Raw genomic sequence first — 22,624 nt, 5'->3', positions numbered from 1 at the left:
ACATACTCCCCTTCTCTTGCGAATCACTATACCTCTGTCGGAGGTACGTTCTTATCTTTATTTTGTTTTGCTTCTCGTTTTGCTTCGCGCTTCGCCTGGCGTGCCGCTTTGCGCGCCAGTCTTCTTGCCTTCGCCCCCTCAAACAGGGAGTACAGAACTGGAACGAGCACCAGCGTGACGATGGTATGGAAGATCAAGCCAGCGATTACGGCAGTTGCGAGCGGTGCTTCCAAATCAGAGCCTTCTGCCATCGCAAGTCCCATCGGCAGCATCCCGAGAATCGCCGTCAGCTTCGTCATGATGACAGGACGAATCCGTTCCTTGGTTCCCTGGATAATGGCTTCGGCCGTATCCATTCCGCGTTTGCGGAGCAAGTTGATCCGGTCGATCAGGAGAATCGCATTTGAAACGACGATACCGACAAGCATGATGATCCCAATCATCGCCATTTCACCGAAGGTCCGCTGTGTAAGGACGAATCCTAACACGACACCGACCAGAGCCATCGGGATGGTCAACATGATGATAAACGGCTGGGAAAGACGTCCGAACTGCGCAACCATGACGACATAGATCAATGCGAGAACGCCGACGAATACGAAGATCGCTTGTGTCATGTTCGTGCTTTGCTCTTTCAATTTCCCGGCGATCTCTACCTTGTAGCCCGCTGGAATCGCTACACCTGGGAGCTTCTCTCCGATCTCACGGCCGACACCAGCCAGATCGCCGCCTTGAAGCTCAGCGGAAACGGTGATGATCCGCTCTCCTTTTTTGTGCTGAATCGTAACAGGAGATTTACTATAGGTCATATCTACTAAGTCAACCAAAGGTACTGCAGCACCATTTTTCGCGCTCACCATGACGTTTTTGAGTTGATCCGGGTGCTTCAGCCAGTTATCGGGCATTTTAGCAACAACGTTTACTTCAATTCCGTCCTGCGTAATAGAAGTAATTTGTTGGCTGCCAATCAGCACGCTCAACTGCTGTAACAACGAACGATGATCGACATTCAGCTTTGCGAGAGCTTCTTCTTTTGGCAATAACGTGACCTTTTCCTTACCTTCTTTAAAGTCGTTGCGAATGTTGCCAATTCCAGAAATAGTAGAAAGCATTCCTTCCAGATCAGTGGCAATCTTGCTCATCTGCTCCATGTCGTCCCCGAAGATTTCCAACTGGATTGGCGCACTGCCACCCTGTTGTCCGTAAGACATAGAGACCGATTCAATTCCTGGCAAGCCATTCAAAATATTGTTGATATCTTCATTCAAAGCTTCCTTATCCCGCGTTCTTTCTGTTTTCGGAATCAAGGAAATGAATAACTCTGCACTTTCCTTGGAAGCGAAGAAGAATACTTCGTTAATTTCGGGGACTTTCCGCAGCGCTTCTTCCCCGGCTACCCCTGCTTTTTGTGTGTTTTCCAGAGTGGACCCAATCGGCATGTCAATATTGGCAAAAATGATATTTTCATTTGGATTGATCCCTTGGCCTGTTTTCATCATTGGCGTAAGGAATACTGAACCGATTAGCATCAAAATCGCAAGTAAAATCGTTTTGACTCGATGTTTAATCGCAATCTGCAAGAGACCGCTGAACGCACGGATGATAAAGTGTTCTTTCCCTTCTCCTTCTAGCGAAACGTGCTTATCCTTTTGCAAGAAGCGATTGGAGAATACGGGAACAAAAAAGAATGCGGCGATTGTTGAAGCGATAATGGCAGCAGATACCGTAAACGCGATCGTTGCCAAAATCGGTTTGAGCCAGTCTTCAAAATCTGCAAGGATGAGCGGCAAGAAAACGATAATAATCGTAAGCTGCGATGTAAACACAGGCGTCAATACTTCTCTCGTTCCTTTTATGATCGCCTGTTTGAGCTCCTCGCCCTTTTCTCGATAGTGATAAATACTCTCCAGCACTACAATCGCGGCGTCAACAATCAGCCCGACTGATAAGCTCAAGGACAACAAGCTGATCATGTCAATGTTGTACCCGCCGATTTTCATCGCGATAAATGTCATAAAAGCAGAGAGTGGCAGTGTCGTTGCAATGACCAAAGTAACCCTCCAGTTACGGAGGAAAACGAACAGGATGATGATCGCAAGCGCACCACCGATCATCACATCACGACTGAGGTTGGAAACCGCATGCTTAATGAAGGAAGCTCCTTCAAACATGACTTTGATGGTATATTTGCCATTCGCTTCTGCGTTTATTTCGCGAACGACTTCTTCTACCTTCGCTTGCGTGGTGATCAAATCATAACCATCAGCTCGTGTAACACTCAAATGAACAAAAACGGAGCTATTTGTCAGGGCAACTGAATCTTTCACTTTTCCACGCAAGTCTTCAATGTCTGCGAGCTGATCTAGGGAAACCGCTCCCTTCGGCGTATCGATCGACAGTGCTCTCATTTCCTCCGCATTTTGGTACGAATTGTCGATCATGACTACCGTGTCAAAACCTCTGTTCTCCAGCGTCCCAATCCCTTGTTTCCAGTTCGTATCCTGCAGTTGCGAGATGACTGCCGAAGGATTGGTTTGATACGCATTCAATCGCTCAGGCAACAGGGAAATGGCAATTTTATTTTCGAAGCTTCGGTCAGAAACGGATACTTCCTTGACACCCTCGATTTCCTCAATGCGGTCCTTGATCGATGTTTTAGCCAGACTCAGCATCGTCTTCGGATCAGCGCCTACGAGGGCGTAGTCAATCATCTGTTCGCCACCAAAGCTGCTCTGGTTGACTTCTACGGAATCAATAGCTTTCGGGAATCCGTTGCGAAGGCGGTTGACGGCATTTTGTACATCTTGCTTGACTTGCTCGCCTTTTCCTTCATTCGCAGAAATATTGATGCTAACGTAGCCAGCACTCGTTGAAGAAGAATATTTTTTAATATCATTAATCGTTTTTAGCTCTTGTTCTACTTTTTTCGTTATTTTCTCTTCCATCTCTTCAGGAGGGAGTGACCCACCCGAAATCCGAACGAAAATGTCCGGGAAGTTCGTCTTCGGTACCAATTCAATATTAAAGCTGAACAAGGACCCCAGTCCGGCAATGACGAGCAAAAAAGTAAACAAATAGACAATCAGTTGTCTCTTGAGCAAAAAGAGAATCATCTTGTTCATGCACCTATTCTCCCTTCGCCTCTACTTTTTGCCCTTCGACGTAGAATGTAATTCCACTGCGCAGGAGCTGGTCGCCTTCTTTCACTCCAGAAACGATTTCGATGGAGTCTCCGACCATTTGACCGGTCTTCACTGGTTTTCTTACAGTCAGTCCATTCTCTACTGCCATCACGTAATGGTCGGTTTGACTCACGCCGACACTTTCCAGCGGCACGAGGAAGCCATTCACTTGGCGCGGTACCTCAATCGTCGCGGCCATTCCTCCACGCCAGTAACCATCTGCATTCGGTATCGTGATCTCAACGCGGTACTTCCCTGTATCCTTGTTCACAACTGGAGATATAAATGCAATGGTTCCTTCACTTTTCTTACCATCGTCCGACAAAGCCTGCACCTTCGTTTTCTCACGGAATTGACCGATCAAATCATTGGAAACATCCAACGTTACCTTCATTTCGGACAGGTCAACGAGGCGAATGATTTCCTGACCGGGAGACACCTGCTCACCGATTTGTAAGTTCACACCCACGACTGTTCCTGCAAATGGCGCCTGAATTTTCGCATCATCCAAGCTCTTCTTTGCACGGTCTACACCGCCGGCAGCAGCTTTAATCGATGCGTTGGCGACCATGACATCTTCTGGTTCCGCTCCTTTTTGCAGTTCATTCAGAGACAGCTGAGCGTCACGCAGTGTAATCTCTGCTTGCGTAACGGCCCGTTTGCTCGCATTTATTTCGTTTTGCGAAATGGCTCCGCCAGCAAATAGCTTTTCGCTTGTTGCGAGATCCTGCTTTGCTTTATCCAGACTGTCTTGCGCGCTTTTTACCTGCAGGCGCTTCTGCTCAATTGCTTCTGCTGTCGCGCCCTTTAACGTCTTGATTTTCCGTGCTGCTGCTTCCTCCACCTGCCCCTGTGCCGCTGCAATTTCTTTTTGATGGTAACGGGTATCCAATGTGGCCAATAACTGACCTTGCGCGATTTTTGCACCTTTGGTCGCGGAGATCGCTGAGATCGTTCCGCCTGTACCAAAAGACAACACCGCGTCCCGCTTGGCTTCCACCATCCCTGTGATTGCGAGCATCACTGGCTTTGTTGCTTTTTGAACCTTCACTACCTCTACTACCTTCGCCTTTGCCTCTGTCTGCTGCGGTGCCTCTGGTGCTGGCGCTGAACAACCAGCTGCGACCAACATTACCGAAGCCAGAATAATCGATGCCCGTTTTTTCACAAGAATTCCTCCAAATTTTCACAATCATTCCTCATGGCGTAATTGTGCCAGTTTTTACCTCTGCTGCAAAACAGTCAGCGGGTGGAAATTCATATCCGCCCCGAGACGGAGAACAGCACCTTACAGCGCATAAATAGATACGCAAGAAAACTGGGAAAGTTACCTTTTATTGGACGATCCTGAAGAAAAATTTACAAAAAAAGCAGCCAAGTCATAGACTTGAACTGCCTTTTGGATTTGATCCATGTTATTGTTCGATCAATTGTTCCAGTTCTTCGAGCAATTCCTTGAAGACACTCAATGCTTCTGCTATCGGTGTTGGCGACGTCATGTCTACGCCTGCGCCCTTAAGCAGATTGAGCGGATAATCTGAGCTGCCGCCCTTGAGGAACTGCAAATAACGATCCACGGCTGGCTGGCCTTCCTCCAATATCTGCTTGGAAAGAGACGTAGCGGCCGAGAAGCCTGTCGCGTACTTATACACATAGAAGCCGCGATAGAAATGAGGAATCCGCGCCCATTCCAAATCTACCTCGCTGTCTACGACCATGTCCGGGCCGTGATAGGCAACATTGAGCTCACGGTAAATGGTACTGAGAGATTCGGCTGTCAGCGGCTCTCCCTGCTCTTCTTTTGCGTGCACTATTTTCTCAAACTCAGCAAACATGGTTTGACGGAATACCGTTCCACGGAACTGCTCCAGGTAATGATTAATCAAGTACATGCGCTGTTTCTTGTCAGTCGTCGTCTCGAGCAAATGATTCATCAGAAGTGCTTCGTTCAATGTGGAAGCTACTTCTGCTACGAAAATCTTGTAATCGGCATACGTGTACGGCTGTGCGTGATTGGAATAGTAGCTATGCAAGGCATGCCCCATCTCATGCGCCAATGTAAACATGTTGTTGACATTGTCCTGATAGTTCATGAGTACAAATGGATGTGACGTATAGGCGCCCCACGAATAGGCTCCGCTTGTCTTCCCTTCGTTTTCATGCACATCGATCCACCCGTTGGAAAAGCCTTCTTCCAGGATGCGACCGTACTCCTCACCCAGAGGATGAAGTGCTTCTTTGATCGTTGAAACAGCCTGATCATACGGGATTTTCATATCCGTCTCAGGTACGATCGGCACGTACAAATCGTACATGTGCAGCTCATCTACGCCCAATAATTTTTTGCGCAAGGCAATGTATCGGTGCATGAGCGGAAGATGCTCATGAATCGTTGCAATCAGGTTATCGTAAACAGGGAGCTCCACATTATCGGCAAACAAGGCTGCATACAGGGCAGACGGATATTTTCTCGTCCGTGCGTAGAAAACATCCCCTTTGATGGCAGATGTCAGCGAGGCTGCGATCGTATTGCGGAACTTGCCATACGTACTGTACAACGCCTCGAATGCTTCTTTGCGCACGCGTCGGTCTTTGCTTTCCATGAACTGCGTATAGCGTCCCTTGGTCAGCTCGACTTCTTCGCCGTTTTCATCCGTGATCATCGGAAATTTCATGTCAGCGTTGTTGAGCATCCCAAAAATTTTGGAAGGAGAAGACGCAAGCTCACTCATATTTGCCAGCAATGCTTCTTCCTCCGCGGATAGCGTATGTGGCTTGAAGCGAGTTATCTCTTCCAATAAAATGCGGTAGTGCTCAAGACCTTCTACTTCTTTGATCCACGTTTGCAAGTCTCCCGTGGGAATCGCCAAAATCTCTGGCTGTATGTACGAAATGGAACCGTATACTTGCGTGCTGAGGCTGGTCGCCCTGTCAGTCAGCCCTTGATACTTGCTGTTCGCATTGTCTTCGTCTCGACGCATACGTGCATAGACGTACACTTGATCAAGCGTCTTCAATAATTCGTCTTGCAGAGTCAACACGGCCAGCAACTGTTTACCGGAAGTAGCCAGAGAGCCTTTCATTGCTGCGATTTTTTCTGTGAGCTGTTTTACTTTTTGTACGTCCGCTTCCCAATCATTATCAGTGGGATACATGTCCTCAAGACGCCATTTGTATTCAGCGGGGACGTCACTGCGTTTCGGCAGTGTTTTGCTTTTATTCACCGTGATCACTCCCTCGTTTTTTATGTCAGATGAAATGGTCAAATCATCCATATGTGTATCCTATCGTATTATGCCTACAGGTTCAAATTAATCAGGCGCTTTCCCATTATCCACAGAAAAAAAGCCGAGCTTTCCCGAAATGGAAAAGTCAGCTTCTTCCTACTCCAATATAGTGAAAGCCTGCTTCCTTTACCTCCTGGTTCGGCCAGGCATTTCTTCCGTCTACCAAGAGCGGTTGCGCCATACTTTGATGAACCTGTTTCCAATCCAGTTGGACACACGGTTCCCATTCTGTGACCAATAATGCGGCGTGTGCTCCCTCGCATGCTTCTGCCGCGGATTGCGTGTACGTGATCTGTGGAAACAGCTTGCTGACACCAGGTGCTCCAATCGGATCGAAAGCCTTTACAGAAGCACCTTTTTGCAGGAGTGCTTCTATCAATTTGAGTGATGGCGCTTCGCGGATGTCATCCGTATCCGGTTTAAACGTCAACCCCAATACGGCAATTTGTTTGCCTTTCAGACAAGGGAGCTGCAAGCACAGCTGCTCCAAAAACCAGCCAGGCTGTGTAGCATTCACCTCTCGTACTTTATCCAAAATGCTTAAGTGAACATTGTGCTCTGCTGCGAGCTGCAATAACGCAATCGTATCCTTCGGAAAACAGGAGCCGCCATAGCCTACTCCTGCCCGTAAAAATTGCGGACCGATTCGGCTGTCCAGTCCCATCCCTCGTGCGATCGTCACGATATCCGTCCCGAGTGCGGTACTTAACCGTGCTAGCTCATTCATGAAGGAGATTCGGGTTGCCAAAAATGCATTCGAAGCGTATTTGATCAGCTCGGCGTTTGCTCTGGTGGTGATTACTCTCGGTGCCTTTACACCGTTGTACAGCTCCTCCATGCGAGCCGCTGCCTGAGGATTATCTACGCCAATGACGATTCGCGAAGGCTCCAGTGCGTCCAATAATGCACTCCCTTCCCGTAAAAACTCCGGGTTGGATGCAACAGATACTCCTTGGCAGCCAGCCAGCATCCCGGATACTTTTTCGCCAGTTCCGACTGGAACGGTACTCTTGATTACCACGATGCGTTCTTGCGGCGCGAGCGAATGGACCTTTTCAATATCAGAAACAGCCCCGAGTAAATACGTTAAATCGGCTGTGCCGTCTGCTGCTTCAGGTGTCCCCACACAAAGGAAAAAAATCTCTGCGTCCTTCGCCTCTGTCAGATCCGTAAAAAAAGCAAGCGCGCCATCATCTAATACTTTTTTCAATGCCTCTTCTAAGCCCGGCTCGTAAATCGGAGAGATCCCTTGGCGCAATTTTTCTACTTTGGACGCAACGAGGTCAATACCGATCACCTGATGACCGTTCATGGCAAGGGAGACAGCAGTCGTCAAGCCTACGTAGCCGGTCCCAATAACGGCAACTTTCATTCCTTCACCTCATCATTTTTTCGACACACGCAAATAGAGCTCTTCTAGCCTCATCCGTTGCTTATGAATATCGTGGTTTTTTTCTACTTTCAGTCGAGCCTCCGTCGTGATCTGTCCCCACTCGTGATTATCTGTTAATACACGGTTTATCATTTTCCCGAGCGCAGTCGGTGATTTCTCCGGGACCAGATATCCGGTCACTTTGTTTTCGACCAGCTCTGGAATCCCCGCGTGATAGGTGGAAATGACAGGGCGTCCACTAGCCATCGCTTCCATGATGACATTGGGAATCCCCTCTTGGTTGCCATTTCTCGCAGTCTTGCATGCGATGATGAACAAATGGCATTTGGCCAGTTCACGCTGGACTTCACGATGTGGCAGAGCTCCTTTGAGCACGACTTGTGTGCCTAACCTGTTTTTCTTGATCAGTCGTTTGAGCTTCTTTTTTTCTTCTCCATCGCCGACGATGATTAGCTTCGCCTTGGGATGTTTTTTATGCACGTGGGTAAACGCCTTGATTAACGTATCCATACCCTTTTTTTCAGTCAGTCTCCCTACGCTTAGCAATCGGTACTCCCCGTTTTCCACGGGCTGTGGCGGCAGCATGGGAAATTTGCGCAAATCAATTCCTGAGCGGATAAGGGTAATTTTGGATGGGGGACAGCCCAGACGAATCAATCGCTTTCTCATGTGATTGCTCACGACTGTAAACGCATGGCCCTTTCGAAAGAGACGGGTAAGGGACCGTCTGTACAATGGATTTTCTTTGACGCGCTTGGTCGCATCAAAACCGTGAAAGGAAGTGATTAGGGGGAGCTTGCTTTTTTGTGCATAAGGGAGCAATTCTAATCCAGCAGGACCAAAACGGGCATGCAGGCATTTAATTTTTTTTCGTCGCAGCCAAGTGGAGAGGCCGGCCATATGCTTGCGCACATAGACCGGCGAGTAAGGAAATTGTTTTCGGTTAAAGGCTCGCTGTCGGGTCAACACCACGGGTTTGACCACTTGATGTCCAAGCAATTGCTCGTAAATGAATGTTTCACTCTTGGGAAGAAACTTTCTACGATAAACGAGGACCCGATGCATGCAACTGGCCTCCTTGATGACGGGTGTTACCCCTTCGATTGCGAACGAATCTCTGCTAATTGATGGCGAAGGCCCTCTTCTAGCGTCACTTTTGGTTTGTATCCCAAGCGTTGTTGGGCAAATTGGATATCCGCACAGGTTCGTAAGGAGTCACCTGCCGGCCCATTTTGATACACAATGCGAGGGGTCAGATTCATTAACGTGCCCATGATGGATAGCACATCGATGAGCTTGATTTCCCGATCCCCACCCACATTAAAAATGTCACCGGGAACAGCATGCTGTGCAGCGAGTAGATTTGCCTCTACCGCGTCTGTCACATACGTAAAGTCTCGTGATTGCTGGCCATCACCATAGATGATGACCTGCTCGCCTTTCATCATTTGACGAAAGAACCGATGAAAAGCCATATCGGGACGCTGTCTGGGACCGTATACCGTAAAGTAGCGCAGCATGGTAACCGGGAGTCCATAAGCTTTTACATAAACCGAGCAGATTTGCTCCATCGCTTCCTTGGTCACACCATAAGGGGAAACTGGGCGAAGAGGCGCATTTTCATTGGTAACTGTCCCTTGCATCGTCCCGTAAACCGAGGAAGAGGACGAGACCACGATGACAGGTGGCTTCGGTCTTTGCAAGCAAGCCTCCAGCAATTCTTGTGTAGCCAAAATATTATGGCTAACATAATCAGCAAAGGACTTTCCCCAGCTGTTTCTCACTCCCGGCAAGGCAGCGAGATGGAAAACAACATCGACGTTCTCGAGCCAAATGTCCCAACGCCCAGTCTGAAGCGTTGTAGAGTGGAAGGTGAAGGCAGGATGTTTTCCTATTTCGGCCAGATTACGCAGTTTCGCAGCAACATCGTAGTTATCGATGAACCCGTCTATCCCGATGACTGTCACGCCATCGTTCAACAAGCGCTGCGTCAAATGAGACCCTATAAAACCTGCACAGCCGGTGACAAGAGCTTTCTTCATCGCCTCCGACGCCTCACTTTCTTCAGCCGTCTAATGACCAAATAACCGTTCTTGTAACCATAGATGGCCTTGTACTTCTTGCCCCACCTTTTCAGATAATATTTGAATGTTTTTTTTCGCAAATAATTACGGCGGAACTTCATCTTGCTGTCCGTGAGCTGACCTTTGTGCTTCGTCCGATTGTAAAGGATTTTGTTGATGTATCTCACCCGATACTTTTCAATTAATCGCAAAATGATTCGCCGATCCTCCATGATCCTTCCCTCGTATCGATCCGAGGTATCCCAACCACCCACTTGATGCAGGGCTTCTACGCGATAGCAACGTGGAGAAACCATCCATCGATTGTACTTCAGAAACTGGTACTTGTTATGAAACGTCTTGTGCTTCACCTTAATCGTCTTGGTATACTTTCCGCGCCTAACTTTCCAGATGTTCATGTTGCCATAGAACAGAGCTGTGCTTTTCTTGCTTTTGTGGATGTACTTTTTGAGCACGGCCAGCGTCCGTTTCGGTAACCAGTCATCGGAGTCGAGTTGTATGAGATAGGGGGTATCCACCATGGACAATGCCTGATTCATGACTTTGCCGATTCCAGAATTTTGTTCCATTCGATGATACATAATGTTTGGGTGGTACATATATTTTTCAATTTTACTTCTGGTTCGATCGGTGGATGCATCGTCAATGATCAACAGCTTCCAATCTTTTGAGGTTTGATTCAAGACGCTTTTGATGGCTTTGCGAATAAACTTGGCGCGATTGTATGTCGGAATGACTACAGTAAAGGTCGGATTCATACGTCCTCCCTCTTGACAGCCGGAATGCAAATGGACGATTTGTCGCTAACAATGAAGACTCCCGTACTGTTAGAAGATTGACCCGTCATCATCGATGAGCGGCCGAAAACGCTGTTAGTTATTTTCCAAGCAATGTCTTGCAGCGAGCTGTTTTCCAGCAAGATACTGTTTTCGATATACGAGCAATTTCTCAAGCTTACGCCATTTTGAATCGAGACGTACGGTCCTATTTCGCAATTTTCAATTACACAATCATCACCGATTAGTACAGGACCTGTAATCTTCGCATTTTTTACAATCGTTCCTTTGCCAATTTGATGTTGATTGCCTAGCTCCCTCGTAAGCATCCACTGGTTGGCCTCCAGCCAGCGATCGATGGTTCCCACATCCGAATACTTTCCGTTGGTGACGGAGTGAGACAATTTGAATCCGCGATTAATCATTGATTGAATCGCATCCGTTATTTCTAGTTCGCCTCGGGGAGATGGCTGCAGGGTGGCAATCGACTCAAAAATAGGTGGCGTAAACAGGTATGCGCCAATAACCGCCAGATTGCTCTTTGGCTGACGTGGCTTCTCCTCTACAGAGATCAGTCGTCCTTTTTGTACTTCTGCGATCCCATAATCCTGTGGTCTCTCCACTTTACTTAGCATCACGACACCGTCAGATTTTCTCTTCGTAAACGCTTTTGTAAGCCCGTGAAGCGAATCCATCAATAAATTATCACCTAGTAGCAAGATAAACGGTTCGTCTTGCAAAAACGGTTGCGCTAGCTGGACAGCATGGGCAATTCCCAATGGTACCTCCTGCCTGATAAACGTAATGGTAGCCCCGAATTGACTACCATCGCCCACCATGGGAGGAATCTGTACTTGAGAAGGATGTATCACGATGCCTATTTCCTGAATGCCCACTTCACGCAGTTTGCGAATGCAATAGTGTAAGACCGGGTGATTGGCCACAGGGAGGAGGGTTTTCGGTTGCGAATAGGAAAAGGGGTGCAGTCGCGTCCCACGTCCAGCACACAAGATTAACCCTTTCACAAGTATCACTCCCCAGTTTTGCTCTGCGATACTTATAAGGTATGCGTATCTGGATAAGCTGGACAGGGCAGACGTCCACATTGACGCAAGAAAAGGCAACCACCTACATCCTTTACGTTCGAATTAACCTGTTTTTAAAAGCGGTTGTTTCTCTTCACTTCGCGTTGGAACGACTGTTTCAAACACGTTCAGATAGCCTTGCGCTGTCGCGTACCAAGAAAAAAACTTAGCTCGTTGCAGGGCCTGTTTGCCCATTTCATTCCGGACGGCAGGTGAACTCCACAACAGTTCCCAGACAGCAGGCAATCCTTTTTCCCAATCTTTTGGCGGAATGATAAAGCCACTTTTCTCATGGGCAACCACTTCACGAATACCGCCTCGTGGAGTGGAAATGACAGGCTTTCCGGAAGCCATTGCCTCTAAATTGACACGGCAAAACGCTTCTTTCCAAACAGATGGTGTCGCCACGACATCCCCAATTTGATAGTAAAGCGGCATTTTTGCGGATGGTACGAAATTGACGAAACGCACCTTTTCACCCAAAGGCTTCGCAAGTCGCTTGAGCTCTCGAACATACGAATTCAGGCGATTACTGCCGTATCCCGTACCGCCTACAATGACGAGCTTGGCTTTCGGGTCTTGTTTGCTCACCTGGCGAAAGGCTTTAATCAGCAGATGCACCCCTTTTCCGCGCATGAGTCTGCCGGCATAAAACAAGACGCGATCATCTGGCTTCAATCCGAGTTCTTGACGCATTTTTTTGACTGCTATCTTTGCAACCTGATAAGGAGTGACATCGACTCCGAGGTGAACCGCATGAATTTTATTTGCAGGAATCTTGCACGTCCGAATAAAGTGCTGACGTAAAAATTCACTGTTCGTAATAAAACCTGTTGCCAGTCGAACGGCACGCCGCATATTTTCCTTGGTAATGATCGGCTGTGACCCATACACGTGAGAGTGCATATTCACAAAGACCGGGATCTTGGGAAAATGGCGTTTTAAAGTGAGAACATAGATCGGTCTGTTTTCCACGAGGATGACATCTGGCTTGTTCTTCTTGATATGGTTAATAATCCGGCGCAAATAAGGCTTTGGCCCATGATACGGGACGCGAATGAACTGCCGGTTTTCTTCCACGGATGAGGTCGGATAGGTCGCACATTGACGAGTGTAGATCGTCACGTTATGCATGGGCTCGATCATCTTTGTGACCTCGTCAATATCGTGTTCAACCGAGCTTCCTTTGACAGGTGGTACAGAAAAGGGACCCGGACTAATAATTGCGATGTTCATTTCGCTCGATCTCCCACTCCTTTTTCAGTGAAAGAACTACTTGATACAAGTACTGCAATTGTTTTGTATGGTGCTCTTCAAGCTTCTCCCATCTTTCTTCCCACGAAGCCAGCGCCTCTTTCAGTTCCAACACTTCTTGTTCAAGCTTGTGAACCTGTTCCACGACTGCCACATCGGTCTCTCTCATAATAATTTCGAAGGTAGGCTCCAAGACCAGTTCCTTTGGCTGCTCTACTGTTGTATTTACGACCAACTCCTGGACGTTTTCCGTTACTTCCTCTTCCGGTTTTTCATTGGCTTTTACGATTGAAATACGTTGAACTGCCTCATCTACGACATAATTTCCTGAAAAAACACCTGGTGTTACCCAATGAGACAGATCCCATTTTTTCCGTTTTTCCACAAGTCATCGCCTCCTGAAGCTTGCATCTACGTAATATGTTATGACAGACAAGGAAAATGGGTACGTGTACGGTGACATAGAAAAAACCGCTTGATTTGGATGAAATCAAAGCGGTTGCCCGTGGTCTCTCATATTTGCTTGTCTACGGAAGTTCAAGCTGTAAAGACGCGCTTGTTCTACCGTTGTAATCTGCTGCTTTTGCCATTCGAGCAAGATCCTGTCGATATAGCGGATGTGGAGTTTGCCCACGGTTGCAGCCTCACGCAAAGCGGTCAAAATCAATTCTTCCTGATAGCCGTCCTGTTCGGTCCACATGTGGATGTTCTCCAATTCAAATGGCGCTAACGGGCGACCAAATGCCTGCTCAAAACGAGCGTAAATGGCAACAGGTTCGGCATCCAGAGAAACGGCCACCTCCATAAAGGGCTCCATGCTTCTCGGGTCTGCTTGCTGCTCCCGCCAGGTCTGGTACAGCTTTTTGTACAAGGGGGTCAAATTGTATTGCTCATGACGCATGCCAGTCTGTGGATCGATAAACTCATCTATCGTAATCCAATCTTCTTTTAATAGCTTTTGTAGAGATTGAATTAATCTCCTGCTCGTCATGGACATGCGTTCCTCCAGCTCTGTTAAGGTCGGGAATCGATTCCCTTCCTGCTGAAAGGACAGCAGATGAATCAGTAGCATCATCTCGTCATCAGTCAATGACATACGCTTATACATTTTCAAAAGAAGGTTGGAGACGGATGTTGCTCCTTCTTGCAACAATTGCAATATATGGGAGTCCATAACGCATATTCACCTCTGGGTTGGAATAACAAGGGAGTGCGTAAAACGCGCTGTCAAACAATAGGAACACCCTGCTGCCCTCGCGCAACAGGGTGTAGATCGTTCATTGATAAAGGAACTTTCTATGGGTAGAGACGATTCAGCATGCGTGGGAATGGAATGGTTTCACGCACATGATCCAGACCACAAATCCATGCAATCGTACGCTCCAGACCCAAACCGAAGCCGGAGTGAGGAACTGTACCGTATTTGCGCAGATCCAAATACCAGCGATATGCCTCTTCCGAAAGCTCATGCTCAGCAAAACGTTTCTCCAAGAGTTCTGGATCATCAATCCGCTGGCTACCCCCGATGATTTCACCGTAGCCTTCAGGTGCGATCATGTCCGCGCACAGAACCACTTCCGGACGTTCAGGGTGTGGCTTCATGTAGAAAGCCTTGATTTCAGTAGGATAATGGGTGATGAAAACAGGCTTGTCGAAGTGGTCCGCAATCATCGTCTCATCCGGTGCCCCGAAGTCGTCTCCCCATTTGATCTCGCTACCTTTTTCCTGCAACAGTTTAATCGCATCATCATAAGAGATGCGTGGGAACGACCCCGTTACATTTTGCAGTTTTGTTGTATCGCGCTCCAACGTTTTCAGTTCGCGCTCACAGTTTTTCAATACGGATTGTACCACATGAGAAACAAACGCTTCCTGAATACGCAGATTTTCTTCGTGATCCACGAAAGTCATCTCCGGCTCGATCATCCAGAACTCGATCAAGTGACGACGTGTCTTGGATTTCTCGGCACGGAAAGTTGGACCGAAAGAGTAAACGCGACCTAACGCCATAGCGGCTGCTTCCATATAAAGCTGGCCGGACTGCGAAAGATACGCATCCTCCTCAAAATATTTGGTATGGAACAGATTGGTGGTACCTTCCGCAGAGGTCGGTGTCAAGATCGGTGGATCTACTTTTACGAAACCGTTCTCGTGGAAGAACTCATACATGGCGCGAATCACCTCGGAACGCACAGCCATGACTGCACGCTGACGTGGAGAACGCAGCCACAGGTGGCGATGGTCCATGAGGAAGTCAACACCGTGTTCCTTCAAGGAAATCGGATATTCCTGGGCGATCTGAATAATTTCCACACCTGTTACTGTCAGTTCGTAACCGCTTGGTGCGCGGTCATCCGCACGAACTACACCGGTTATGTAAAGTGAGCTTTCTTGTGTGAGCTGCGATGCATTCTCCCACACTTCTTCCCCTACTTCCGCTTTTACTACTACACCTTGGATGAAGCCGGAGCCGTCGCGAAGCTGCAAAAATTGAATCTTGCCGCTGCTGCGTTTGTTGTATAACCAGCATCCTAGGCGTACTTCTTGTCCAACATGCTGCCCGATTCGGGCAATCGTCGTCAACATTGAATGATTCCCTCCATTTACCATGCCACGCAAATACAGACTAAGTATACCTAACAATTATACTATTGGGGGCCTGCAAATTCAATGAAAGTCTCCCTGCATAATGTTAACCATAAAATAATTATGTAAACAAATGTACATTTGGGAGACCTGATCTCAACATCGGCCTCCCTGCTTCTGAATCATCCACTCGCCCCATTGTTGTTTCCTACCGAATTATTTATCGTTTTCGATATCGCTATCGTATTCTTCACTACTTTCATAATCTTGCTCGAGATAACTGTCATCCGTGTCTTCTTCATCTTCATCCATGTCCTGATCCTCCATGTCATCCTCGTCCGTGTACTCGTCTTCCATGTCTTCATCATCCGCATATTCGTCTTCCATGTCCTCATCTTCCCTGTCTTCATCATCCGTATCTTCGTCTTCCATGTCCTCATCTTCCCCGTCTTCATCATCCGTATCTTCGTCTTCCACGTCCTCATCTTCCACATCTTCATCATCCATGTCTTCCTCTTCAAAGTCGTGATCTTCCTCACTCTGATCTTCCTCGACTTCTTCTGCCTCCAGTTGTTCTACCTCTGTTGACCACTCCAGCAATTCGTGTGGGACATCTACCCCTTTTACTCCAATCCCGATCCAGTGAATCACACCTGTCGCTTCCTGCCCCTCTTGATTGCGAAAGACGGTGATGATCGCTGAAGTTCTTTTCGTGTATTTGAGCGACGTATATATTCCCGCTTGATTGGTCATCGCCACCATACAATAATGTGTATCCGCATAAGGCTGTGGCAATCGAACGGTTACATCTGTAGACTTGCTCGTGGCAGAAAGTCTGAAGGGGACGAAACCGAATTGTTGCAAGGTTACGCCAATGTGATTATGCGTCTCAACTACCGGAAAGCTCAGCTTCTCCGCGCTAATTGACTGATCCGCAATGTGATGCGTAGTGACAGCTCTAGACGTAATTTTAGAACCGGTCACGGAGTCCTCTGCCAGTTTTTCTTGCGTAATGATCCGGTTTTGCAGATGCTGTTCTGTTATGCTCCTGCTAACAAGATGACTTCCTTTAAGCGTCCCTTCCTTAATATGAGTTCCATCCAAGCTGCCTTTTATGACATGAGCGCCATGAACGGAATGGCTATCTAGCTTGCTCGTATCAATGCTCTGATCGGCAATTTTCTCTCGGGTGACACTGCCGTCCTGTATTTTTTCCTTGGAAATGGAGTTACCCTGAAGATGGTCCGCTTGAATGATGTGACTGTTGAGATGCGTAGACGATATTGCTTTTTCCGCAATCTTTTCCGCCGTGACGGCTGATCTGCCCAGATGGCGTGTCTTGATCGCATCTTTGGCTATTTTGGGAGCTGTGATGATGGCATCTCCAAGTTTGCTTGTCGTAATGCTTAGATCTGAAATTTTGTCTGTGGAAACAGATTCCGGCGCCAATTTTGACGTGGTCACCAAGTGGTCATGCAGATGCTGTGTCTGGATGATGTACTCCCGTAGATGATTGCCCCCAATGAGTCTGTCAGCCAAATGTTGTTCTTCTACCGATCTTCTTGCCAGCTTTTCTGCGCGAATCGACCCGTCAATCAGATGTCGTGAACTCACGCTCTCATCGAGCAAGTGTTGCTCTCCTACACTCTTGTTCGCCAATTTGTCGGTAGTGACAGCCTTGTCAGCTATCTTGGCAGTGGTAATCTGCTGATCCCCGATTTTTTTGGACGTCAGCATCCCATCTTGCAAGTGGCTTGATAGGACACTTCCAGCTTGTAAATGTGTGCTGCTGATTGATTCCTTGGCGAGCTTTTCTGTCGTGACACTGTTGTTGTCCAAATGCTCAGTCAAAATCGCATATGGCCCTATTTTATCGCTCGTCACCGCTTCAGGATATAGATGCTGGGTATAAATGGCCTGAAATGCTATGTGATGATCCGTGATGCTGCCAGCGGTAATGTTACTGCCATCTATTATCTCTTCTGTGAGATGATGATGGTGGATGGAGCCTTCACGAATATGCTGAGACTCAACTGCATCCTCGTCTATCTTCGTTGAAGTCACTGCTCCATCACGTATTTTATCCCCTGTGACAGCTCCATCCTCAATCTTTACTGTATTGATCACATAATTGGCGAGGTTACTTGTTTGAATGGACCCCATCTTTATTTTTTCCGAGGTAATCGATTGATCCTGGATCAACTCATTCGTGATTGCTTGGTCCTGAATATGCTTGCTCTGGATCGAGTGATCGGCAAATTTCATCGAGTCGATGGTTTTATCAGCTAACTTCTCCGACGTAATACTATGGTTGATTAATTTTTGTGCAGAAATCGAATAATCCTGCAAATGCTCACCGCTTACGATTCCCTGCCCAAGATGGTCCCTCTGTACTGCATGCGGTGCGAGTTTGGTGGAAGTTACGCTCTTGTCCGCGAGCTTACTGCTGTCCACGGCATAATCCTTCAAAATCGAATTATCCACGGCGCCTTGCTTAATCTTGGACGCGTCAATGGCACGATTCGCAATTTTTTCTGTAGTCACAGATTGATCTGTCAAGTCGTCTGTATAGACAAACGATTGGACACGATCATCATTTCGGTCTTTGAGGACCTTCGAGTAAAAGTTCTGATTGGCGGATGAGCTTTGTTTGGAGGATACGTTCTGTTTGGAAGATGAATCCTGTTTGGAAGACGAGTCCTTTTTGGAAGACAAGTCCTGTTTGAAAGACGAGTCCTGTTTGAAAGACGTGTCCTGCTTGAAAGATGGGTCCTGTTTGAAAGCCGAGTCCTGCTTGGAGGATAGGTCCTGCTTGGGTACTTTGGGAATCGGTTTTTGTTGCTCTTTCGGTGTGGCAGCAGAGATGGGAGGTATTCTCTGACTGCTCTCCAAATTACTTTCAAGCAGATTTAATTCGAGGTCTTCCATCCACTCCCGATCCGGTGATGATGTATAAGAGAGCGGTAACTCGTTCATGGTCTGCCTAAAGGTTTTGCTCAGACTTTTGTTTGCTTTTCGCCGGTTCACATTGGCCATAGGGTCTCCTTGCCTCCTGATTTCATTCCCGTATCACTTTTGTAGGATATTCATCCATTTCCCTATTTGGCACCGTGTCTACAAAATTGTTTCATTCTTATCGGCCTAAGTTGCCAGCAAACGCAAAGAAACCTGCTTCGCCAACTCTTCCATTGGCTAGCAGGTTCTTTTTCTTCATTTATACGGCAACTTCTTCTTTCGTTTGTGACAAAAGCGTCCTGAACTCATCACCTTGCAGAACTTCCGCTTCCATTAATGTGTACAAGCCTGTTTGGAATACGGAGTCATATTGTCTCAAAAGATTGCGAGTTTCTACGAGCAATCCTTCCAGCAGACGCTCAACCTCGTCATGAATACGACTCTTATCCACATATTGCAAATGTACAATCCCCAGCTCTGACATACCGCTTTGTACAATTTCCTGTGCCATTCCCAGCGCTTGCTCGAAGTCATTCTTCGATCCAGTACTGCGGCCACCGTAGTAGATTTCCTCCGCTACGGCTCCTCCAAGGCTAACCATGATTTGCTTTTCCATCGCATCCTTGGTATACAGATAGCGGTCTTCCATTGGATTTTGTCGGACGTATCCAAGTGCTTTGCCCCGTGGACTCAGCGTGACCTGCGAGACAGAGCCTGGTCGCACCATCTCACTGACAATGGCATGTCCCAATTCATGGAGAGCAACACGCTTCTTCTCTTCCTCTGATGCTTGACGGTCTACTTTCTCTCCGAGCATGACCTTGTCCACTGCATAACCAAAATGCTTCGCACTGATCTTTTCCTGACGGTCACGCATGGCGTAAATAGCCGCTTCATTCGCTACACTTTCCAGCTGTGCGCCAGAAAAACCGAATGTCTCCTGTGCCACTTTTTCCAATGTGACGTCCTCGCCTAGCGGTTTATTAGCCGTATGAATGGTCAAAATCTGCTCGCGTGCTGGCTTGTCTGGAAGATCAACGCTAATATGACGGTCAAAACGACCAGGACGCAACAGCGCTGCATCGAGCATGTCTTTCCGGTTCGTAGCTGCCATGACTAAAACCCTCGGCTTGTCAGTCGTAGCTACACCATCCATCTCCGTCAACAGTTGATTCAAGGTTTGGTCGTATTCACGTTGCTGTTGACCGTCCCTTTTTCCACCGACGACATCGATCTCATCGATAAAAATAATCGCGCTGTCTTGCCCATTTTTCTCCGCTAATGCCTTCGCTTCTTGAAACAATTCACGGACGCGTTGTGCACCGACACCGACGTACATCTCTACAAACTGCGAACCTGATGCTGCCACAAAAGCAGAATTTGTATAGTTCGCTGCCGCTTTCGCCATCAGTGTCTTCCCCGTACCAGGAGGACCTGTCAAAAGAACACCTTTGATCGGGCGGATCCCGTACTGCTCAATTTTGTCCTTATACACGAGAAAATCAAGCGATTCCTTCAGTTCTTTTTTAGCGCGTTCCTGTCCACCGATATCGGCAAACTGCACGTCCGATTTCGGCAGCTCATGCTTGTTTACTTTTCTTTTCCCACCGAGGGCGACATTCCCGCCTTGTCCATTTTGCTGACGGATGACCAGAAAATAAATCGCCCCCAGTACGGCTCCGAACACCAGGAATGGCGTAATATTTACCCCTAGAAAAACAAGAAAAATCAACAGTGCAGGTACGACGCCGATCAGTACTTCCTTACGCACGTGCCGTCACCTCTTTTTCAATGGAACGGGGTATGATGGTGTAGAAATCCTCCGTTCCTTTTTTCAAGTACACATAAATGTTCTCGTCATCCATCAATGCAGATGCTTCGTCCAGCTGATTCCCCTTTTTCCATTGTTCCACGAGGGCTGGAATGCGGCTATATTCATGCAGCTCCACTGCTTCTGTAAACACAAATTGACCGCTCTGCCAAATATCGTTCATCGCTGTCGACTGATTGTCTATGTCAATGACCACTTCTTTTTCCCCTGCGATCTTTTGTGTTTCCGTTAGCAGATTGCGATATTCTGCTGGAAATGCGTCTGGTTTTGTAACAGTTACATCTATTTGAATTTTATCTTTGCTGATCTCCAAATGGCCCAATGTTGCGGACTGCATTTGTCCGATTTCTGCACGGATTGGCTCCTCAATCTCCATCTTTTGATACAAGAACCATCCTCCGAACAGGAGTGCCAATGTTGCCACCAAAGATAATCCAATTGCGCTCTTTTTCAACTGCACGGCTACTCCCCCCATAAATATCGTTCTCTTTTTCTCTCTCTGCAACATCCCCAGTATATCATATGAGTATATCAATTCCTTATACAGATGTTGGATGGAATGCCAAACAGGCCTTCTCCCATAAGGAAAAGGCCTGTCATCAAGCAAGCGTATTAGGTTGGCGCGAGGACGTACGAGGTTAACAAAGCACCTGTGAATAGATCATAGTGAATATAGTGAAAACGACCGTCTTTGTCTTTGACAGTAACTTCCCAAAATTTCTTATCGTTTTCGAGACCAGGAACCAAATGGGTGATCTCCGATTGCGGGAATGACTTGTAAACCGCCTCTTCTACATTCTTTTTTGGAACAGCTAGATCCATTCGATCGAAGCTAACTTTCTGTTCTGTGATCCATGCTACGACGTGTGTACCCGCCTTATTTTTTCCAATGACGACAGCGTAGCTCTCCTTGCCTCGATATTCATCGATGGATTCAATCTCAGTGATTGTCGTGCGATCCTGAACCCACTGACGAACGGTTTCCTCAAATTGATTGCGCTCTCCTGCTACAGAAGCCGTCAGGTGATAGGCGAACCCAGCTCCCGTAAGTAATATGACGGCTACGATTGATAGGATAATTCGTACTAACACAGCAAAGTAACTCCTTTACGTGGCTGACATTACAATCGGAATCGAAGCTGGTCTCTCTTCACTCCAACTGCCGTTTGTATTTGCAAATCCAGCTCCAGTTGGCGAAGCTGCCCCGTATTTGACTCGTACCATAGTTGGTAATTTACTTTCATTCCGTTCGTTACGTTTGAAGTCAAATCCTGAATAGGGAAGGATGGACCTAACCACATCGATAATAACGAAGAGACTTTCTCAGGTGGTACCGCTATCCGATATCCACTCCATCCTTGCCCTGCAGTATCTTCAAGGCGTTCAGGACTAACCGATTGCAAAACTCCTTTGAGCAAAACTGCGTGCTCATGTGGGGTGAACATCGCATACGGCAGTGCGGCATGATCCTGTATCTGGCCATCCATTCGCACCGATACTGGTTGCCCATCTTTTCTGGCTATTTCAAGCTGGTGGCCACCGATTTCTCCTGTGAGCTGAAATTGCTCATTTTGATATCGCCCATGCAAGGTCTGATCCTGCATGTATACCAGAAATGAGCGTTCCTCGTCCTTCGTGATCTGCTCCAAAAGCTCCGCTACCGTCGTCGCTGTCTGCTCCGCTCCTGCCGTTTTTCTGACCGCAGACGTAGTATCAGTGCTGTCTGTATTGGCTGATCGACTTACTGTCCCCAATACAATCCCGAGGAGAAATAGACCGAGTAGGATAGGAATAAGCCACCACAGCATTTTGGGCCGGATGTACATGTCGTCCCCCCTGTCCCATTTTTGTCTTTAGCCTATGCTATACGGGAAGGTTTTAGAACGACACGGAAAAGTTGCTAATCATAGCTTAAGGTCGGGCGGTCATACTACATATACACCCCGAGGAGGTGAGCGCGTGACATCTTCGCAACAAACCACATCTCCTGACATACTTGGGTTTCTGTTACAGGAATATCGCGTCTCCTGGGCAGGATTGTCGTCTCCCTTGCGTCAATGGTCGCACACACCCACTCTTCATTTTCGCCATCATCTCCTGACAAAAGCTGTGGCAAAAATGAACAACGGAACGTCGTAGTATCCAATTCCCCTACCTACACCTACACTGCCTTACTCCTGTCCCCCACCTG

Annotated in this window: 18 protein-coding genes; 1 reads left to right on the top strand and 17 read right to left on the bottom strand. The window is 47.5% G+C overall.

Translation table 11 applies throughout. From position 1 onward, the window contains the following. Window positions 1–26 precede the first annotated feature (26 nt). From ACKKE8_RS14150 to ACKKE8_RS14070, 17 genes are all read right to left on the bottom strand, one after another. The gene (locus tag ACKKE8_RS14150; protein WP_409178681.1) at window positions 27–3,122 is read right to left on the bottom strand and encodes an efflux RND transporter permease subunit; all 3,096 of its coding nucleotides are present in this window, start codon (window positions 3,120–3,122) and stop codon (window positions 27–29) included. Window positions 3,123–3,126: 4 nt separating this feature from the next. Further along, the gene (locus ACKKE8_RS14145) at window positions 3,127–4,350 is read right to left on the bottom strand and encodes an efflux RND transporter periplasmic adaptor subunit (RefSeq protein ID WP_409178680.1); all 1,224 of its coding nucleotides are present in this window, start codon (window positions 4,348–4,350) and stop codon (window positions 3,127–3,129) included. A gap of 247 nt (window positions 4,351–4,597) precedes the next feature. Beyond that, window positions 4,598–6,457, bottom strand: a complete 1,860-nt coding sequence (gene pepF, locus ACKKE8_RS14140) for an oligoendopeptidase F (RefSeq protein ID WP_409178679.1) — start codon at window positions 6,455–6,457, stop codon at window positions 4,598–4,600. A gap of 97 nt (window positions 6,458–6,554) precedes the next feature. Next, complete coding sequence (locus ACKKE8_RS14135) at window positions 6,555–7,841, bottom strand: UDP-glucose dehydrogenase family protein (protein WP_409178678.1); 1,287 nt, start codon at window positions 7,839–7,841, stop codon at window positions 6,555–6,557. 12 nt (window positions 7,842–7,853) lie between these two features. After that, complete coding sequence (locus ACKKE8_RS14130; protein ID WP_409178677.1) at window positions 7,854–8,927, bottom strand: glycosyltransferase; 1,074 nt, start codon at window positions 8,925–8,927, stop codon at window positions 7,854–7,856. A gap of 26 nt (window positions 8,928–8,953) precedes the next feature. Then, window positions 8,954–9,904 (bottom strand): NAD-dependent epimerase/dehydratase family protein, encoded by a 951-nt coding sequence (locus tag ACKKE8_RS14125; RefSeq protein ID WP_409178676.1) that lies wholly within the window; start codon window positions 9,902–9,904, stop codon window positions 8,954–8,956. Continuing rightward, a complete protein-coding gene (locus ACKKE8_RS14120) occupies window positions 9,901–10,704 on the bottom strand; it encodes a glycosyltransferase family 2 protein (RefSeq protein WP_409178675.1) in 804 nt (267 codons plus the stop codon). Before ACKKE8_RS14120 ends, ACKKE8_RS14125 begins: the two co-directional genes overlap by 4 nt. Continuing rightward, complete coding sequence (locus ACKKE8_RS14115) at window positions 10,701–11,747, bottom strand: glucose-1-phosphate thymidylyltransferase (RefSeq protein WP_409178674.1); 1,047 nt, start codon at window positions 11,745–11,747, stop codon at window positions 10,701–10,703. Before ACKKE8_RS14115 ends, ACKKE8_RS14120 begins: the two co-directional genes overlap by 4 nt. A gap of 123 nt (window positions 11,748–11,870) precedes the next feature. Beyond that, window positions 11,871–13,043: a glycosyltransferase family 4 protein gene (locus tag ACKKE8_RS14110; protein ID WP_409178673.1), complete on the bottom strand. Its 1,173-nt coding sequence runs from the start codon at window positions 13,041–13,043 to the stop codon at window positions 11,871–11,873. Then, entirely contained in the window at window positions 13,024–13,446 is a 423-nt protein-coding gene (locus ACKKE8_RS14105; RefSeq protein WP_409178672.1) for a hypothetical protein, read from the bottom strand. Before ACKKE8_RS14105 ends, ACKKE8_RS14110 begins: the two co-directional genes overlap by 20 nt. 105 nt (window positions 13,447–13,551) lie before the next feature. Then, complete coding sequence (locus tag ACKKE8_RS14100; protein ID WP_007723121.1) at window positions 13,552–14,235, bottom strand: DnaD domain-containing protein; 684 nt, start codon at window positions 14,233–14,235, stop codon at window positions 13,552–13,554. Between the two features lie 122 nt (window positions 14,236–14,357). Then, entirely contained in the window at window positions 14,358–15,647 is a 1,290-nt protein-coding gene (asnS, locus tag ACKKE8_RS14095; protein WP_409178671.1) for an asparagine--tRNA ligase, read from the bottom strand. Between the two features lie 216 nt (window positions 15,648–15,863). Further along, the gene (locus ACKKE8_RS14090) at window positions 15,864–18,683 is read right to left on the bottom strand and encodes a WIAG-tail domain (RefSeq protein WP_409178670.1); all 2,820 of its coding nucleotides are present in this window, start codon (window positions 18,681–18,683) and stop codon (window positions 15,864–15,866) included. A gap of 178 nt (window positions 18,684–18,861) precedes the next feature. Continuing rightward, window positions 18,862–20,373, bottom strand: a complete 1,512-nt coding sequence (locus tag ACKKE8_RS14085; RefSeq protein ID WP_409178669.1) for an AAA family ATPase — start codon at window positions 20,371–20,373, stop codon at window positions 18,862–18,864. Next, window positions 20,366–20,893: a hypothetical protein gene (locus tag ACKKE8_RS14080; RefSeq protein ID WP_409178668.1), complete on the bottom strand. Its 528-nt coding sequence runs from the start codon at window positions 20,891–20,893 to the stop codon at window positions 20,366–20,368. The genes ACKKE8_RS14085 and ACKKE8_RS14080 overlap by 8 nt, the downstream gene beginning before the upstream one ends. A gap of 152 nt (window positions 20,894–21,045) precedes the next feature. Then, window positions 21,046–21,525: a DUF5590 domain-containing protein gene (locus ACKKE8_RS14075; RefSeq protein WP_409178667.1), complete on the bottom strand. Its 480-nt coding sequence runs from the start codon at window positions 21,523–21,525 to the stop codon at window positions 21,046–21,048. Between the two features lie 29 nt (window positions 21,526–21,554). Further along, window positions 21,555–22,259 carry a hypothetical protein gene (locus tag ACKKE8_RS14070; protein WP_409178666.1) on the bottom strand — a complete coding sequence of 235 codons (705 nt, stop codon included), beginning with the start codon at window positions 22,257–22,259 and terminating at the stop codon, window positions 21,555–21,557. 133 nt (window positions 22,260–22,392) lie between these two features. Here ACKKE8_RS14070 and ACKKE8_RS14065 point away from each other — a divergent pair, with 133 nt between their 5' ends. Then, a complete protein-coding gene (locus ACKKE8_RS14065) occupies window positions 22,393–22,572 on the top strand; it encodes a hypothetical protein (RefSeq protein ID WP_133257456.1) in 180 nt (59 codons plus the stop codon). Window positions 22,573–22,624: the final 52 nt, after the last annotated feature.

It is taken from the genome of Brevibacillus fortis (assembly GCF_046196545.1).
Lineage (GTDB): Bacteria > Bacillota > Bacilli > Brevibacillales > Brevibacillaceae > Brevibacillus > Brevibacillus fortis_A.
This window is presented reverse-complemented; position numbering and strand designations above follow the sequence as displayed.

Excerpts from the sequence above, each read along its gene's own strand:
- ACKKE8_RS14150 (WP_409178681.1), bottom strand. The coding sequence starts at position 3,122 with ATGAACAAGATGATTCTCTTTTTGCTCAAGAGACAACTGATTGTCTAT.
- pepF (WP_409178679.1), bottom strand. The coding sequence starts at position 6,457 with ATGGATGATTTGACCATTTCATCTGACATAAAAAACGAGGGAGTGATC.
- ACKKE8_RS14135 (WP_409178678.1), bottom strand. The coding sequence starts at position 7,841 with ATGAAAGTTGCCGTTATTGGGACCGGCTACGTAGGCTTGACGACTGCT.
- ACKKE8_RS14130 (WP_409178677.1), bottom strand. The coding sequence starts at position 8,927 with ATGCATCGGGTCCTCGTTTATCGTAGAAAGTTTCTTCCCAAGAGTGAA.
- ACKKE8_RS14125 (WP_409178676.1), bottom strand. The coding sequence starts at position 9,904 with ATGAAGAAAGCTCTTGTCACCGGCTGTGCAGGTTTTATAGGGTCTCAT.
- ACKKE8_RS14120 (WP_409178675.1), bottom strand. The coding sequence starts at position 10,704 with ATGAATCCGACCTTTACTGTAGTCATTCCGACATACAATCGCGCCAAG.
- ACKKE8_RS14110 (WP_409178673.1), bottom strand. The coding sequence starts at position 13,043 with ATGAACATCGCAATTATTAGTCCGGGTCCCTTTTCTGTACCACCTGTC.
- ACKKE8_RS14100 (WP_007723121.1), bottom strand. The coding sequence starts at position 14,235 with ATGGACTCCCATATATTGCAATTGTTGCAAGAAGGAGCAACATCCGTC.
- asnS (WP_409178671.1), bottom strand. The coding sequence starts at position 15,647 with ATGTTGACGACGATTGCCCGAATCGGGCAGCATGTTGGACAAGAAGTA.
- ACKKE8_RS14090 (WP_409178670.1), bottom strand. The coding sequence starts at position 18,683 with ATGGCCAATGTGAACCGGCGAAAAGCAAACAAAAGTCTGAGCAAAACC.
- ACKKE8_RS14070 (WP_409178666.1), bottom strand. The coding sequence starts at position 22,259 with ATGTACATCCGGCCCAAAATGCTGTGGTGGCTTATTCCTATCCTACTC.